This is a genomic window from Prosthecobacter sp. (genome assembly GCF_044226605.1).
Taxonomy (GTDB): Bacteria; Verrucomicrobiota; Verrucomicrobiia; order Verrucomicrobiales; family Verrucomicrobiaceae; genus Prosthecobacter.
Genome location: NZ_JBGAGS010000013.1, coordinates 209544 through 225372, shown reverse-complemented (window position 1 = coordinate 225372; position 15829 = coordinate 209544). Strand labels below are relative to the sequence as shown.

Below are 15829 nucleotides of genomic sequence, written 5' to 3'. Positions count from 1 at the left end.
TCATAAAGTCTCAAGAGTTGGGTTTGATCTGATCCAGCAGTGCTTTCAGCTCGGCGATGTCCTTCTTGGTCAGCGAATGATGCTCCGCCACATGCGCGACCAGCGGCTGCAATGCGCCGCCAAACATCCGGTCGAGGAAGCTGCGCGTCTCTTCCGCCACACAGGCTGTGCGCTCGACCGCGGGTGTGTAGAGAAAGCGGTTTCCCTGTGGCTCAGTGCTTAGCGCGCCCTTGGCCGTGAGCCTCGCCAGCAGCGTCACCACCGTGGCACGCTTCCATCCCCTGCCCTCCTCCAGCAGGGCCACGATCTCCTGGGAAGTGCGCGGGGACTTTTCCCACAGCAGCTCCATGATGTCCCATTCCGCTTCCGTGATGGCAACAGCCTCGGGCGCCGGTGGCGCCGCTTTTTGAACACGTTTTTTGCTCATGTTTACAACTGTAAACAAAAACGCTTACATTTGTAAACACTTATTTTTCTTCGCTCAAAAATTTTACTTCTTCCTCGGCTTCGTTCAGGCAAGAGCGGCCGCGTGGATCAAGTTCGCATAGGCCAGCGTCCAGTCTGCGCTCACCCTTCCTTGTGCTAAATCCCGGTTTTTGATCTTGAATACTTCAGGCAAAATCACTAATCATGACCTGCTTTGATGAATCCAAAGGTGGGCGGGCAGTGAGTCGTCCGGTTACTTCTCAACGAACGGCCGAAAGGCCACCCGGGCGGCGGTGTTCTCCCGTCCACCTTTGGATTCATCCTGGTCACGGCGCATGAGCTTTATCAATCAAACCAAAACTCAGGACGGTGGGAAGACTCAGAGTTCTCACCTCAACTGGATGGGTGGAAGATCGTGGGACATCAGCCATCCCGTGTTTCAGTTCCGCCTCGTCGCCTCCTCTTGTTTCTTCGGCGAGCCCATGTACTACCATCGCGATCCGGGGGATATGCGGCCCGCTGCGGAGCATCCGCGCACTTCCCTGCCGGATGCCGCACTCACGCTCCTGCGTGAAAGCCTGGACGAACTGGTGCCCGCACATTGGCGCGGCCTCACGCCGGCGGAACTCATGGAGCAGGCCATCGATGCAGCACTGGCTGCGGATCCCGAGGCCACGCTGCAGGAGGCCGCCCGCCTCCGCCAGGAAGACAGAATTCGCACCACCCCCCAGGTGGCTCTGGTGCGCGCGGCAAACCATGCCGCCGTGCGGGGTTCCGGCCTGATCGCGCGTTATGGTCCGCAGATCGTGCAACGGCTCGATGAGCCGGCCACGGGCCTGGCCTACCAGTTGGAAAAATTTGGCAGGCCCGTGCCGAACGCCCTCAAGAAACTCTGGGCCTCAGTGCTCGCAAAGGCAGACGAATACCAGCTGGCCAAGTATCGCCTCGATGCCAGGACCGTCAAAACTCTGGACGTGGTAAACCTCTGCCATCCCAAAAGCCCTGCAATCGACAAGCTGATGCGTGGCACGCTGCGCCTCGATGAAAACACCTGGGAATCCCTGATCTCTTCCCGCGGCGCCTCTGCTGAGACCTGGCAGCAGGCCCTGCCTCTCATGGGCCACATGGCCCTGCTGCGCAATCTCCGCAATTTGCTTGAGCACAAGGTGCCTCCTGAGCTCTTCCTTCCAGCGCTCAAACAAGGTGCGGCCAGGGGCATGCAGCTTCCGTTCCGTTATTACAGCGCCTATTGTGCAGTCAAAAAAACGGCACCACCATCCGTGCTGGATGCCATCGAGGAATGTCTGGTGACTTCTTTGGGGAATCTGCCTTTCTTTCCCGGACGAGTCATGAGCCTCTGCGACAACAGCGGCTCCGCCCAGGGGACCGCCACCTCCTCCATGGGAAGGGTGAAGGTCAGCACCATTGCCAATCTCACGGCCATTCTCACCGCCATGCAGTCCGAGGAGGGCTGGGTCGGAGTTTTTGGCGACGGCCTCGAAACCCGGCCCGTCCGCAAACGCAGCTCTGTTTTTGACGTTCTTAACGAAACCAATACCCTCGGCAAAGACATCGGTCAGGGCACGGAGAATGGCATCTGGCTTTTTTGGGACAAGGCGATCCGTGAACGCGAGCACTGGGACATGGTGTTCGTGTATTCAGACATGCAGGCGGGCCATGGCGGTCTGTTTGGCCTGCAGCCCGAGCAGTACGCCCGCTATCAGTGGGTGGACAGCCGCTACATCGACGTCCCCAAGCTTGTGAAGGAATACCGCAGGCAGGTAAACCCTGAAGTGAAGGTCTTCCTCGTCCAGGTGGCGGGCTATAAAGACACCATCATGCCTGAGTTCTTTGACCGCACCTTCATCCTCGGTGGTTGGAGTGATGGCGTGCTGCGTTTCGCCGCGCAGATGGCCGGCATCCATTCCGTCCCCATCGCGGGGACGGAGGACGAAGCCGCCTGAGCAGCTTCGTTCAAGTCAGACGACACCTGTAATTGTCAATATCCCCCGGAGCCGATTTTGCCGCCCGCTGCATCCAGCGTTCCTGCTGCCTCGCGTTTGCGGTAGTCATCCATCATCGCCGCCGTGGCCGTGGCACCGCAGCGTGATCCGCCGAGATCGCGCACCTTGATCAGACCATCCAGATCGCGCACACCGCCCGCTGCCTTCACCTGTACCTTCGGGCTGCAGCTCGCGCGCATCAGCGCCAGATCATGCTCCGTTGCGCCTTTGTAATTGTAGCTGCCATCGGCCTGCTTCACAAAGCCGTAGCCCGAGCTCGTCTTCACCCAGTCGGCGCCTGCGCGTTCGCAGATCTCGCAGAGCTTGCGCTTGAAATCATCGCTGCTCAGACCTGCGCCGCCGCTGGTCAGATAGTCGTTTTCAAAGATCACCTTCACCTTTGCGCCGTGCTTGTGCGCCTCGTCGCAGACGGCTTTCACATCCGCCTCCACGTAGCCCCAGTCACCGCCCAGCGCCTTGCCGATGTTCACCACCATGTCGATCTCGTTGGCCCCGTCCTTGCAGGCCAGCTCGGTCTCATAGCGCTTCGACTCCGTGGTGCTGTTCCCATGGGGAAAGCCGATCACACAGCCCACCAGCACACCGGAACCCTTCAGCCACTCCACCGCCTGCTTCACCGCATAGGGCTTGATGCACACCGAAGCCACCTGGTACTGCGCCGCCAGCTTGCACCCCGCCTCCAGGTCCGCGTCTGTCATCGTGGGATGCAGAAGGCTGTGGTCGATCATCTTGGCAAGGTCAGAGTAGCTGTATTTCATGATTGTGTGGAATTGGCTTAGCCAATTTCTAAATTGGCTAAGCCACTTGTCAAAACCCGATTTCACCCCAATGTCGTTCTCGTGGCGTCCATTCACGAACAACTGATCGAAAAGCTGCGGAAGCTTCTCCGCGGCAGCCAGTTCGCGCCCGGCGCCAAATTTCTCACCGAGCGTGAGATCGCCGAGCGCTTCAGCACCAGCCGCCCCACCGCCAACAAGGCACTCAGCAGCCTCGTCTCCACCGGCCTCCTCGAATTTCGCCAGGGCGCGGGCACCTTCGTGCGCGAGAGCGTGCTGGATTACGACCTGCAGCATCTCGTCAGCTTCACCGAGAAGGCAAAGGCCGCAGGCAAGACACCGGCCACCCAGGTCCTCGCCTTTCAAAAGATGCCCGCCACTGCCGCAGTCGCACAGGCCCTCAATGTGCCCCTCGGCGAGCCTTTGCTCTACCTGGAGCGCGTCCGCCTCGCAGACAGACAGCCGGTCATTTTCGAGCGCCGGCACGTCGTGGCGCGCTTTTGCAGCCGCATGACCAGGACCGATGCCAAAGACTCGCTCTATGCCTACTGGACGGCAAAGTGCCGCCTGGCCATCTCGGGCGCAGATGAATCCATCCGCGCCGTGAATGCCTCCAGGCCCCAGGCCGCCGCTCTTGGCATCGCCCCAAACACCGCCTGCCTGCTCGTGGTGGCCACCGGTTTTCTCGAAGGCGGAATGCCCTTATGGTGCGAAGAGACGCTCTACCGCAGCGACGTGTACGAGTTCCGCAATCAACTCGGCGGCGTCTCCGGCCCCAAGCCGGCTCAGGGCCGCATGCGACTCACTCCAGACGAATCTCAGGACTCGAAACGGTGAGCGTGGAGCCGTTTTCCTCCTGCGCGTGAACGGTGATGAGATCCAGCGTCTTCACATCCCCTTCGATGACAGCCTCGCCGCTGTAACTACCAGCACCACTTTCTTTCAGCGGCACGGAGGACCATGCATCAAACTCCATCGCGATGGAATAATCCGGATGCCGGTTCAGCGACCACCACAGGTCGTTTTTCTGCGGCGCACTGTGGTCAGGAAAGACCACCTGCACCGCCAGCTTGTGCGAGGCTTTGTCCCACTTCGCCGTCACCTTCGGTGGCGCCACCATGTGGCGTGCATCAAAGAAGTGATGCAGCGCAAACGCTCGCAGATTCTCGTCCACCTCTGGCAGGCCTCCGACGGATTTCACAAATCCCGCCTCCTTCGCGCCGCCATGCTGACCGCCGGGCACAATGTAAACGGGCAGCTGCGGAAAACGGCGGCCGAGCTCGACGAGTCCTGGACTGACGTTGTCATTCGAGCCCTGGTTGTAGAAGATTTCGGTGCCTCGTTTCTTCAGGGCATCCAGATGGTTGGTCGTGCAGCAGGCTTCCCAAGCAGCATTGCAGGCCGCCTTCATCTCCGCCTCGCTCCATCCAGCATCCCGCGCCATCTTCACCGTGATGCGCTCATCTGAGCGCGCCTTCTGCCTCACCAGCAGTTTCTCACGGCCCACGGGATCGGTCATCGCGGCAATGAAGTCATCGTTCATCTTCGTGATCTCCGCAGGCAGCATGCCCTCCACATACGTCCCGCCGGGGCTCTCGATCACCGGGGCCACGACGGGCATGATCGCCGTGATGCGATCATCCGCAATGCCTGCCGCAGCCGTGGCCACGCCTCGCTTCGAGCCGCCCGTGGCCAGCACCTTCTTTGGCTGAAACACTTCCTTTTCCGCCATGGCCGCCGTGAGGGCGCGCATGTCGCTGATGCCCCAGATCCACGCGGGCGTATAGCGCGTGTTCTTGGTCTGGATGAAATGCTCCTCCATCATCAGGTGCAGCTTTCCCACCGGCTCCATCGCATCGATCGGCACCATCCCAATGAAGACCAGCCCCACGCCGTTCTCCTTGAGCAGGCGCAGCTTGGCGCCAGAAGCGGCGGCAGGCTTCAGCTGCAGACCGGTGTTCTCTATGATCACATTCGTGCAAACACCCGTGGCAGGAGCCAGCATCGTCACCGGCAGCCGCACCTTCATGCCCGGCCACCACTCACACACCGTGATCTCCACCAGCTTCTGCCGGATCGCCGCATCTTTGGGATTGGTCTGCCAGTCCATGATGACCTGGGTTTCCAGCGTGCTCGTGTCACGAATCGCGGCCATGTCAAAACCACCACTGATGATGTCCGCATGAGCGCAGACAGCGGCAGACAGAAGGGCGGCGAGAAAAACGGCGAATTTCATCCTCACTCAACGCGCCATGCCGCAGACTTCTGTATGCAAAGCATGCATCCGGCGCACGTTTTGAGATTCATCATGTGCCTGCGCCCCTTCCTCCTCATCCTGCTGCTCATCCCCGCCGTTTCACTCGCGGATGATTTGTCCCCCTTCACGGCCGAGGAAACTCGCGCTTTCGCCCGCGAACTTTGTGATTTCGCCGTTCAACATCACATGAAGCGCGATAGCTCGCCTCAGCGCGGCATGATGTATGAATACCTGTGGTGGGACAAACGCGGGAAGCCCGACCAGTTCGTCGAAGGCGAGGCGCTCGACACCATGCACGACGGCGCATGGTTCGCGAACGCGATGGTGAATGCCCACCGCGCTACCGGGGACGCTCACTACAAGGAGGTGCTGGTGCAGTGGCTGCTGCCTTTCTACCTGAAGATGCTGAACCACAGCGCCGAGTTGTTTTCTTCCGACGTGGTTGATGTCAAAGCGGACATGAAGGACACCTGGAAGAACAGCAAGGAATGGCTGCTGCAGGGCCGCGAAAACGGCTTCGTTCCCTACTGGTGGGACGACGGTGCCTCAGTCAGCCTCGACATGATCCGCTCAAAATCCGAGCGTCCATGGTACCCTTGCACGAACGTCCTGGCAGCGAAGCCAAATCCTGAATTTCGCCTCAGTGGCTGGTCGCACGGCAGCTCCAACCACCTGGCGCAGGATCTCGCCATCCTGGTTCAGCAAGCGTGGGTGATGCTGCGCACCTCCAAAGATCCGGCCGAGCAAAAGCTCGCCGCTGAATGCGCACTCGCCGCAAAAAATCTTCAAGAATGCCGCGTACGCCATGGGGCCGGCAGCATCCCCGACGTCGTCGCAGCCTGCGCATTGACCAATGCCGACGCCGAACTCATGAAGCGAGTGCCCTCCTGGGAAAAGGAATCCAGGCTCTGCACCGAAAACCACTTCACCCGTGCCGTGCGCGATTTCAAACCCGGTCAGAAAAACAGCACTCCCGCCTTCGCCGATGACGACATGTACCTCTACTACGCCGGCATCGCGAAGCACGGCACGCTGCCTCGCCCACTCGCGCTTAAGCTGGCCTTCGATGCCTTCACCAATCCCATCCTCTGGCAGATCTACCGCGATGACGGCCCTGTCCCCCCCGGCATCAATCGCTTCGATCTCACCACGCTCAATTTCATCGACGGCAAGCCCGAGCACTACGCCTCCCAGGGCAAAGGCCCACACGGCAAGCCTCTCCCCATCGGCTCACGCATGGGCCCGCAAAACATGGCCGTCTGTGGCTGGGCGCTTCAGGCCATGAAGCAGGGCGGTGAATACGCGACCATCCCGGACCAGATCAAAACCGCCGTCGAGCAGATCACCGGCAAGCCCTGCCCTCACAGCGATGTGAAGGCCTGGCTAGAGCGCGAACTCGGCTGCGGCCTGCGCACCTGGCAGAACATCTTCAAAGAGCACGGCTACATCCCTACCGGCATCGGCTGCCAGACCGCCCTGCCCGGCGTGGCCAAAGACGTGTTCTCTGACAGCGGCGGCTACGCCCACCTCATCACCGCCGCCTCCATGTGGCTGATGTATCTCGAAGGAAAGCGTGACTGGGAGCTCTCAAAATAGACCAGTTCTCGAAAAGATTGTCATTTTGACCGGCGAGCGCAGCGGCCCCAGTGGCAAGGCGGGAGCGCCGCCTGCTATTGGAACATAACAGGCAAGCGACTAACGCAGCCAATGGGGCCACTCCGCCGTCCGGGCAATGTGACAAGATTTTCGAGAACTGGTCAAAAAAACAGCCTTGCGGACTCTCATCCGCAAGGCTGCATAATCGATCAGTCGGACTCTGCTTACTTCAGTGCCGCCTCCACATTGCCGACAATATCCTTGCCAGGCTTCAGCGTCTTCGCACCAGGCGTCCACTTTGCGGGGCAGGCCTCGCTCGGGTTCGCCATCAGGTGCACATTCGCTTCCAGCTTGCGGACGAGTTCGCCAGCGTCGCGACCCACGTTGTAGAAGTTCACTTCGGAGGAGACCAGCTTGCCTTCAGGATTGATGATGAAGGTGCCGCGCAGCGCCAGGCCGGTGCTGCTGTCATACACGCCAAACAGGCGGCTCACCGCACCCGTGGTGTCAGCAGCCAGCGTGTACTTAACGTTCTTCATCAGGCCTTCCGTGTTGCGCCAGACCATGTGCGCAAACTTCGTGTCCGTGGAAACGGCGATCACATGCGCACCCAGGCTCGCCAGCTTCTCCTGCTGATCGGCCAGGTCCGCCAGCTCCGTCGGGCAGACGAAGGTGAAGTCAGCCGGGTAAAACACCAGCACGGTCCATTTGCCGGCCTTCTTGATGTCAGCCAGCGAGACCTTGCCGAAGTCGCTATGCGCGGGCTCGTAAGTTTCCATTTCAAAGTCAGGCACATGCGAGCCGACCGAGGCGAGAGTTGTTTCCATGAGTATGCGAAGTTTTGGGATGTTACGGCGGTTTTAGCCGCCAGGGGGCACGACTTTTGCCGCCCATTCCTCCACCGGTCAAACGCTAAGGCTTCATTCCATCGAAAAGCCGATCGCCCCGAGCTGTGTTCGACAGTGACATGAAGGTTGGCGCCATATTGGCATCATTACTTGCTCCTGAAAATCCCGCTCTGCACCACCGCGTGAATCAGATCACGCATGCCATGCCCGCGCGCTTTGGATTGTGTGACGATCTTGTCGATCTCTCCCCGGTCGGCAAATCCCATGGCCCGGCCGGTGGCAAACGTCAGAATTTTCTCCGCCATGCAGCGCGCCACGCGGTCCTGATCGGAAAGCAGTATTTTTTGAAACTCTTCCATGCCGGCAAATTTCGCCCCGCTGCTGAGTTCTCCCGCAGCGTCCACCGGCGGTCCCAGGCGATAGCGCACGCGGCGGCCTTCCACCTTCAGATTCACCTGCTCTCCTTTGTCGATGCTGCGAAAGCGCTCACGCCAGCCCCCGATCACGTCATAGCTTTCCAGCGCGAAGCCCGGCGGATCGATCACCCGATGGCAGCCGTTGCAGCTCTCCATGTTGCGATGTTTGTCCAGCAGCTCACGCAACGTCGTGGCGCCACGGATGTCCGGCTCCACTCCAGGCACACCCGGCGGCGGTGGCGGCGGCTCCATGCCCAGCAGGCGGTCCATCACAAAGATCCCCCGCACCACCGGGGAAGTGTTCGTTCCATTCGCGGAGACTTTCAGCACACTCGCCTGCGTCAGAACACCACCGCGATGGCTGCCCTCGGTCAGGTTGACCTTCCTCAAGTCGAGACCGCTCACACCCTCGATCCCATAGTGCCTGGCAAGGCGTGAGTTCAGCATCGCAAAATCACTTCGGATCAGATTGGAGACACTCAGATTGCTCCGCACCAGCTCCGTGATAAATCCTCGCGTCTCACGCAGCATGGAGTCCAGCAGCAGGCTGTCGTATTCCGGATACAGCTGCTTGTCCGGCGTGGTAAACTCAATCTCACGCAGGTTCAGCCAGCCATCTGTAAAATCCGCGATGAAGCGCTCCAGCTTGCCGCTTTTCAGCAGACGCTCCGTCTGTCCGCGCAAGACCTCAGGCTGGCTCACTCGCGCGGCCAGCAGTTCCGCATCGGGTGCGCTGCGCGTGAGAAAGTAGCTCAGACGCGTGGCCAGCTGCGCGTCATTCAGCTTCCCATCCGGCTCCTTCAAATACAAAAACTCAGGCGAGCACAGCGCCGCAATGGCCGCCGTGCGGATGGCGATAAGGTAATCATGGCTCTCGCTCCATTCGGCATCGAACAGCTTATAATACGGCTCCGCTTCCGCAGCGCTCACCGGCCGTCGAAACGCCGCAGCGAGAAAAGCAGGCAGCGTTTTCCGCGAAGTCGTTACGGGATCCGCACATTCGGCAGTATAGGTCGGCTTGTAGTTGTACTTGCCCTTCATCCAGGGCTTTTCTGGCGGCAGTTCCTTCAGCTTCGCGTCGCCCAGCAGCAGCGTCTGCGCACGCGGCGGCCACTCCGTGATGAACGGACCTTCGAGCTCCACCGATTGCAGCGCCATGCCCTCGCCCGGATATTTGTCCGGACCATCTTTGACCGCAGAATGCCCATCCGGCCCGTTCAGCCCCTGTGCGCTAATCCAGATGCCATGGTTTTGCGGCATGTGCAGCGTGATCTCCACCGTCCCTGCTTTGCCTACGGGCAGCTCATGAAAACTGCGCGTGCGTGTATCCGCATTGCGAAAATTGAAACTGCCCGTGAGCAGGGCAAACACCACCGGCTCCTCGATCTGATAGCCATACCCGGTCACACGCACTTTGTACATCCCCGCGGCCTTCGACCGCAGATTCGGAATCACCGTGCTGGGATATCCGCCATCATTGAAGACCACGATCGCTCCGTCCTCCCGCTTCAGCCACTGCTTGCCCAGGTTTTCCTTGTTCCGGTCGCTCTCCAGCGTCGCGGTTAGGGTCGTCTTCTCCGGGCGCGTCTCCAGCGAGAACGCCGCATTCAGCGCCAGCTCCGCCGCCTCCATGTACCGCAGCATCTGGATGCCGGAGATCGAGAGAGCCTCGCCGATGTTGTCAAAACCCTGCGCGCGTCCGTCCTCCGGCAGGGCATCGGTCACATTCACACTCACCCCCAGCAAATCATTGATCGTGTTCTGATACTCGTTGCGGTTCAGCCGGCGCAGCACCGTGCCTTTCTGCGCATTGTACTTGGTGCTCAAATCCGCACCGAGCGCCGCCATGAAATCCTGCACCGCATCCGCCGAAGGCTGCTGTTTTTTTTTCGGCGGCGGCATCTCACCCGCCGCCACACGATCAAACACACGCACCCATTTTTTCAGCGCAGCGGCGTCCTTGCCATCAGTCGGCAGGCTGGACAGATCCAGCCCTCCTTTTTTCACTTCACCATCATGGCAGTCCATGCAGTTCTGCTCCAAAAACGGCTGGAATGCAGGCGCCGCGGCCAAGGCCGCTGAGGAGAAAAGAAAAAGAACGAGGGACCCGAAGTGCTTCATGTGCGGATTGATACTGCCTCTATTAAACGCCGCTCCCGGCGCGCTTCACTCGTCGAGCTTCGTCACCGTCACGCTCTGAATGTAGTACTTGTTGTAAACATTCCCGTCAGACACGAGCGAAAAATTGTAGCCCCAGTAGTTCACAAACTGTGGGTCCTTGATCTTCCAGCGCACCGTGTGCCACTCCTTGTTGTCCGGCACCGTGTACCACCCGCCCGCTGTCTTAAACCCATTCGTGGATTCATACACCAGCTTAAACCCCGCATTGTCATTCGCCGGATTCCGCCTCACCACCACGCTGATTTCAATCGGCACCGCCGCATACGAAAGGAAGCCCGGATCCACCAGAAACAGATTTCCTCCCGGCACATTGCCCGCACGCGCGGAGCCACCATACCCCAGCACCGCCGCCGCCACCGCATCGCCAGACCGCGAGTGCAGCCCCTTCTCCTCCGCATGCTCCCCCATCGTGATCGAAACCTCCTTCGCCCCGCTAAAATCCCCACCCCACGGCAGCGGCTTCGCGCGATTCCCCTTCGCCTGCTTCAGCAACTCTGCCGGAACATCGAGAACAAACACCGGCGCCGATGAAAGGTCATCACTCTTGTCCCCCGTCACCGCATTCACCATCGCCACCTTCTCACCAAAGCTCACCTTCTCCGCCATCCCCCGATAAGCCCACGCGATCAGCACCGTGCCCTTCGCCCCCTGAAACACAAAACCGTAATGCTTCCCATTCAAGAGCACCCATCCCAGATAATCCGGCCGCTGCCCCAGATGCTCGATCATCCGCCCCATCGCATGATAAGCCGGACGCGCCTCCCCTTTGCCATCCAGCAGCCCCAGCGGACCGCTGTCCCCATCCCGTCCTTCAAACCAGTGAATGCATGAAACACCCTGCGCGACCCCCATCGTGTAGGCCTTGATCAGCGCATGCGCCTGCCTGTCTGCACCCTTCTTCACATCGCATCCCAGCTCCGTAAAGATCACCGGCACCTGCGCTTTCGCAGGATTCTGCACCGCCAGCATCTTGCGCAAAGCGGGCACGATGTTCATGTACACCGCCTCCGTTCCCGCATTGTCCACGATGCCATCCAGCACCTCGTATGGATGCAGCGTGATGTAGTCGAAATGATCCTTCGCCCCCGCCTTGATCACCTGCTCCAGATAGTTGATGTGCGCCGACTTCGCCGCCAGCCCCACGCGGCATTCCGGATCGGCCGCCTTCGCCGCATCATACGCCGCCACCACGATCTTCGCATAGTCCGCTGGCGTCTGTTCACGACCTGTGAAATTCGGCGGCTCATTCCACACCTCCCACAGTTTGATCAGGCCTTTCGCACGCCCCACCACTGCCGTCACATAAGCCGACCACCCGGCCAAGTTGTTCACCGGCAGATTCCCGCGTGCATCCAGCGTGTTCCACTTCGGGTTCCCAATCAGCATCCCTCCAGTTTCAAAATGGTGCGCTGAAAAATACGCGAGCTGCTCATCCAACGCCTGCCACTGCCATTTCCCTTTTTCAGGCTCCACCTCACCCCAGCCCGTGTGCGCGGAACGATTATACCGCAGTCCGATCTTCTCCATCTGCGGCATCCACCGCTCATTGTCCCGCGCCGAGCGATTGTTCACATGGCAGCTCCCAATCCCAAACGGCCCCGGCATGACCTCCTCCGCCCGTAGACATACAGACGCAATGACAGCAAAGAGTACGAGTTTCTCCATGACGATCACACCGTTGCCAGCCCATCCATCTCCGCCTCGCTCGTGGCAAATCGTTCATCCTGCAGCCCTAACCGATGCAGCGCACTCAGGTACAGATTCGGCAGCGGATAATTGTTCTTCTGGTCAAACGCCAGGTGCTGCCCGTGCTTAAATCCACCGCCCGCAAACAGCACCGGCATGTTCTTGTTGTCATGCGCAGATGCATTCCCCAGATTCGAAGTCAGCAGCACCATCGTGTCATCCAGCAGTTTGTCTCCCTTGAGCCTGCGCAGGAAATGCCCCCACTGGTTGATCACCCCCTGCTCCACGATGGCAAGCTGCGCCAGCTTCTCCTCATCCATCCCATGGTGGCTCAGATTGTGGTAGCTCTCATCCACGCCCTCAATCCCCTGCACGTTATTGCCCGTGATGTGCAGCGTCACAAACCGCGTGCTGTCCGTGGCCAGCGCCATGTGGATGATGTCCAAAAAGATGCCGTCCACCGCCACCTCGTTGTCCCGCGGGATCTTCGTCGGCGGCAGCAGTTTCACCTTCGGCTTGGGCTTGTGCGTCCACGCCTCATTCGCCGCCAGCCTCTTTTCCAGATCACGCACACTCGTAAACCACGCATCCAGCTTGTCGCGGTCTCCCGCGCCCAGCTCACGCTGCAGCGTCTTCGCTTCCGCCCCCACCACATCCATCACACTCCGACCGCTGCGGATCAGCTCCGCCTGCCGCTCCTGCTCAGCCGGCGAATCATTCACAAACAATCGCGTGAACAACCGCATCGCACTGTTCTCCGCCGGAATCATCGACCCATTCTCCGTGTAGGACGGGCTCGTCTGGCTGTTCGTGTTCAGCACCAGCGAAGGAAACCGCGTCTCATGCCCCAGTTGCTTCACCATCAGCTGATCCAGCGAGATCGTGTTGCGCGAGGTCGCACCCCGCGCATTCGGACATGCCGAATAAATGCTCCCCTCCGCCGTATGCCCGCCCGTCACACCCGGATGCGAAGAACCCGACACCACCGTGAAATCCTCCCGCAGATCCTGGATGCTCTGCAAATAACGCGAAGCCTTGTATCCACGCCCCGCCCCCTCCGGCACCAGGTTCGGATTGTGCAGCCCCAGCGACATGCTCACCCCCACAAAGCGCTTCGCCCGCTTCGTCTCCTTCACCGCCGCAAACGCCGGCGTCATCGCCTCCAGCATCGGCAGCCCCAGCGCGACTCCCGCTCCACGCAGCACCGCACGACGGGAAACATGGGCATCAAAATTGAAATGGACGTTTTTCATATTCAAAAAGGAAATCAGTTACTTGCTCAGAAAAATTTCACTCAAGACAGCCGCACGAATCAAGGAGCGCATTCCATGCCCGTTTTGCGTTGTCGTTGAAATCACCTTCTCCAGCGCTTCTTCATTGCTAAAGCGCAGCGGCGCACCGGTGGCGTAAGTCAGAAAATGCGTGGCAAATCCGCGTGCCAGTTGGTTCGGATTCTCCGCATAAAGCCGCTGCCAGGAATGAATGTCCTTGAACGTCCCGCCTTCAGGCGTGGTGCCGGACGCATCCACCTGGGCGCCTTTGTTGTTCTTGCCGTAGCCCGTGCGCCAGACGCCCACAGGATCAAAATTCTCCAGCGCAAAGCCCGGTGGATCAATCGTCTGATGGCAGCTCGCACAGCTCTCGTTGCTCCGATGCTTGGCCAGTTGATCACGAATCGAAGTCGCCCCGCGAATGTCCGGCTCAATCGCTGGAATCCCCGGCGGTGGCGGCGGAATGCGATTGCCCAAAATACGCTCGTTGATGAACAGCCCCCGCACCACTGGGGAGGTGCTCGTGCCATCCGCAGTCACCTTGAGAATCGCCCCCTGCGTCACGAGGCCACCACGAATGTCCTTCGCCCCCAGCTTCACCTTCTGCAATCCCTCACCCGCTTCCACGCTCGCTTCCGTGCCGTAGTGCCGCGTCAGCCTGCCGTTGAGGAAGGCAAAATCCGACTCCACCAAATTCGTCACACTCAGGTCCCGTTTGATCAGCTCCGCAAAATACGTCCGCGTCTCCTGCAGCATCGACTCCTGCACCACCGCATCAAACGTGGGAAACTGCCGCGTGTCCGGAGTGGTGAAGTCGATCTCCTTCAGCTTCAGCCATTGGTCCGTGAAACTCTCGATGAAGCGCTTTGCCTTCGCATTCGCCAGCATACGGTCCACCTGCTGAGCCAGCACCTGCGGATCACGCAGCTTCCCTTCCTTCGCCGCTTCCATCAGCTTGTAGTCCGGCATCGAAGTGTACAGCGCGTAGCTCAGCCGTGAAGCGATCGCGAAATCATCCAGTGCCCCCGGCTCTTCCACAAACGTCAAAAATCGCGGCGAGCACAAAATCGCGCGATACGCGATCCGCAGCGCTTCCGTCGTCGCATCACCACCCGTCATCGCCTTTTGCGCGATCTCCCGATACGCCGCCGTCTGCTCCTCCGTCACCGGCCGCCGGAAGGCGCGCCGCGCAAAGCGCGTGATCAGCTTGTCCACCGCCGCCGCATCCAGCTTCTTCACGTCCGCATCTCCAAACAAATCCTTCTGCACCGTCGCATGGTCTGCATTCGGATAAATGCGCTCAATGTCGATGCCCGTGTGCGCGATTCCCTCATAGCCTTCCTTCGCGAGGTCGCGCCCTTGAAACGACACATTCCCGCCTTTCGCACCAGTCTTGGGATGTTTCTGCCTGGCATCATTCGGCTTCAGCTCCAGCCGGTGCCCTTTTTGAATCCACGCCTCATACACCAGATCACGCGGCGCACTCGTCGCCTCCACCAGCCCGATCATGTACAGCATCGGCGCGTTCGACTCACACTCGCCAGACCGCAGCGTGCCCCACACCGTGCCATCCTCACCAGGATTGATGGCCTGCACTCCATGCAGCGTGATGCGATACCACCCGTCATCCGGCACATACGTCGGTGTCCGGCCAAAGAACTGCAGCGTCATCGGCCACGAAATGCTTTTGCCATCCCGCAGATCCGGTCCTCGATAGTTCCCCCGGCGCTCCTTCGCCAGCATCTCCGGCGTGTAGTGTCTTTGAAAAGTCTCGTCTCCCTTCAGCACTCGTTGAAACGCGTCCGTCAGTGCGATGTCCGCCACATCCAGGTACCGCGCCAGCAGATGCTGCGAGAGCTGCTGCCCCGCCGCCACCGTTTCAAATCCATACGACGCCCGGTCCTCCGGCAGCAGCACCTGCAGCGGCATGTCGATCCCCAGCAGATCGTGCAGCGTGTTCTCATACTCCGTGCGCGTCATCCTCCGGCTCCGCACCCGTCCGTTCGCAGCGATGTCCGCCGCATCCGCCTTCACCAGCTCCGGCTTCAGAGCACTCAGAAACTTCTCCGCATCCGCCTTCGCAGGCTGCGGCTTTTTCTTCGGCGGCATTTCACCATCCCGCACCCGCTCAAACACTTTCAGCCATCCCTGAAACGCATCCGCATTCTTCAGGTCAAACTTCAGCACGCTCAGATCCAGCCCGCCCTTCTTCACATCCGCATCATGGCACTCAGCGCAGTGCTGGTCCAGAAACGCGGACAGCGACTGCGGCAGCTCAGCGAAAGCCACCCCACCCAGAATCACAGAGAGGGTGGCAGCACGGATAAAAAAACAGTTCATGAAAAGCA

General features: G+C 60.0%; 11 protein-coding genes. 3 read left to right on the top strand and 8 right to left on the bottom strand.

Going from position 1 to position 15829, the window contains the following annotated elements; translation table 11 throughout:
* Positions 1-10: 10 nt before the first annotated feature.
* Positions 11-427 (bottom strand): BlaI/MecI/CopY family transcriptional regulator, encoded by a 417-nt coding sequence (locus tag ACILSO_RS19280; protein ID WP_395739081.1) that lies wholly within the window; start codon positions 425-427, stop codon positions 11-13.
* A 334-nt stretch (positions 428-761) separates the two neighbouring features.
* On the opposite strand from ACILSO_RS19280, the gene ACILSO_RS19275 reads away from it, so the two are divergent.
* The gene (locus tag ACILSO_RS19275) at positions 762-2390 is read left to right on the top strand and encodes a TROVE domain-containing protein (protein ID WP_395739080.1); all 1629 of its coding nucleotides are present in this window, start codon (positions 762-764) and stop codon (positions 2388-2390) included.
* Positions 2391-2425: 35 nt separating this feature from the next.
* Here the strand turns inward: ACILSO_RS19275 and deoC are convergent, their stop codons facing one another.
* Positions 2426-3208, bottom strand: a complete 783-nt coding sequence (gene deoC, locus ACILSO_RS19270; RefSeq protein WP_395739079.1) for a deoxyribose-phosphate aldolase — start codon at positions 3206-3208, stop codon at positions 2426-2428.
* A gap of 81 nt (positions 3209-3289) precedes the next feature.
* Between deoC and ACILSO_RS19265 the strand changes: the two genes are divergently transcribed.
* The gene (locus tag ACILSO_RS19265) at positions 3290-4063 is read left to right on the top strand and encodes a GntR family transcriptional regulator (RefSeq protein WP_395739078.1); all 774 of its coding nucleotides are present in this window, start codon (positions 3290-3292) and stop codon (positions 4061-4063) included.
* On the opposite strand, the gene ACILSO_RS19260 is transcribed toward ACILSO_RS19265, so the two are convergent.
* Positions 4029-5462, bottom strand: a complete 1434-nt coding sequence (locus ACILSO_RS19260; protein ID WP_395739077.1) for a PhoPQ-activated protein PqaA family protein — start codon at positions 5460-5462, stop codon at positions 4029-4031. The genes ACILSO_RS19265 and ACILSO_RS19260 overlap by 35 nt on opposite strands.
* Before the next feature lie 72 nt (positions 5463-5534).
* On the opposite strand from ACILSO_RS19260, the gene ACILSO_RS19255 reads away from it, so the two are divergent.
* Positions 5535-7079, top strand: coding sequence for a hypothetical protein (locus tag ACILSO_RS19255; protein WP_395739076.1), 1545 nt, complete (start codon positions 5535-5537; stop codon positions 7077-7079).
* Positions 7080-7303: 224 nt separating this feature from the next.
* Here ACILSO_RS19255 and ACILSO_RS19250 read toward each other — a convergent pair whose 3' ends face one another.
* The 5 genes from ACILSO_RS19250 to ACILSO_RS19230 form a co-directional block, all read right to left on the bottom strand.
* Entirely contained in the window at positions 7304-7906 is a 603-nt protein-coding gene (locus tag ACILSO_RS19250; protein ID WP_395739075.1) for a peroxiredoxin, read from the bottom strand.
* A gap of 167 nt (positions 7907-8073) precedes the next feature.
* The gene (locus ACILSO_RS19245) at positions 8074-10464 is read right to left on the bottom strand and encodes a DUF1592 domain-containing protein (RefSeq protein ID WP_395739074.1); all 2391 of its coding nucleotides are present in this window, start codon (positions 10462-10464) and stop codon (positions 8074-8076) included.
* Between the two features lie 45 nt (positions 10465-10509).
* Positions 10510-12189, bottom strand: coding sequence for a hypothetical protein (locus ACILSO_RS19240; RefSeq protein WP_395739073.1), 1680 nt, complete (start codon positions 12187-12189; stop codon positions 10510-10512).
* Between the two features lie 5 nt (positions 12190-12194).
* A complete protein-coding gene (locus tag ACILSO_RS19235) occupies positions 12195-13463 on the bottom strand; it encodes a DUF1552 domain-containing protein (RefSeq protein ID WP_395739072.1) in 1269 nt (422 codons plus the stop codon).
* 18 nt (positions 13464-13481) lie between these two features.
* A complete protein-coding gene (locus ACILSO_RS19230; protein ID WP_395739071.1) occupies positions 13482-15821 on the bottom strand; it encodes a DUF1592 domain-containing protein in 2340 nt (779 codons plus the stop codon).
* Positions 15822-15829: the final 8 nt, after the last annotated feature.

Excerpts from the sequence above, each read along its gene's own strand:
- ACILSO_RS19280 (WP_395739081.1), bottom strand. The coding sequence starts at position 427 with ATGAGCAAAAAACGTGTTCAAAAAGCGGCGCCACCGGCGCCCGAGGCT.
- ACILSO_RS19275 (WP_395739080.1), top strand. The coding sequence starts at position 762 with ATGAGCTTTATCAATCAAACCAAAACTCAGGACGGTGGGAAGACTCAG.
- deoC (WP_395739079.1), bottom strand. The coding sequence starts at position 3,208 with ATGAAATACAGCTACTCTGACCTTGCCAAGATGATCGACCACAGCCTT.
- ACILSO_RS19260 (WP_395739077.1), bottom strand. The coding sequence starts at position 5,462 with ATGAAATTCGCCGTTTTTCTCGCCGCCCTTCTGTCTGCCGCTGTCTGC.
- ACILSO_RS19255 (WP_395739076.1), top strand. The coding sequence starts at position 5,535 with ATGTGCCTGCGCCCCTTCCTCCTCATCCTGCTGCTCATCCCCGCCGTT.
- ACILSO_RS19250 (WP_395739075.1), bottom strand. The coding sequence starts at position 7,906 with ATGGAAACAACTCTCGCCTCGGTCGGCTCGCATGTGCCTGACTTTGAA.
- ACILSO_RS19245 (WP_395739074.1), bottom strand. The coding sequence starts at position 10,464 with ATGAAGCACTTCGGGTCCCTCGTTCTTTTTCTTTTCTCCTCAGCGGCC.
- ACILSO_RS19240 (WP_395739073.1), bottom strand. The coding sequence starts at position 12,189 with ATGGAGAAACTCGTACTCTTTGCTGTCATTGCGTCTGTATGTCTACGG.
- ACILSO_RS19235 (WP_395739072.1), bottom strand. The coding sequence starts at position 13,463 with ATGAAAAACGTCCATTTCAATTTTGATGCCCATGTTTCCCGTCGTGCG.
- ACILSO_RS19230 (WP_395739071.1), bottom strand. The coding sequence starts at position 15,821 with ATGAACTGTTTTTTTATCCGTGCTGCCACCCTCTCTGTGATTCTGGGT.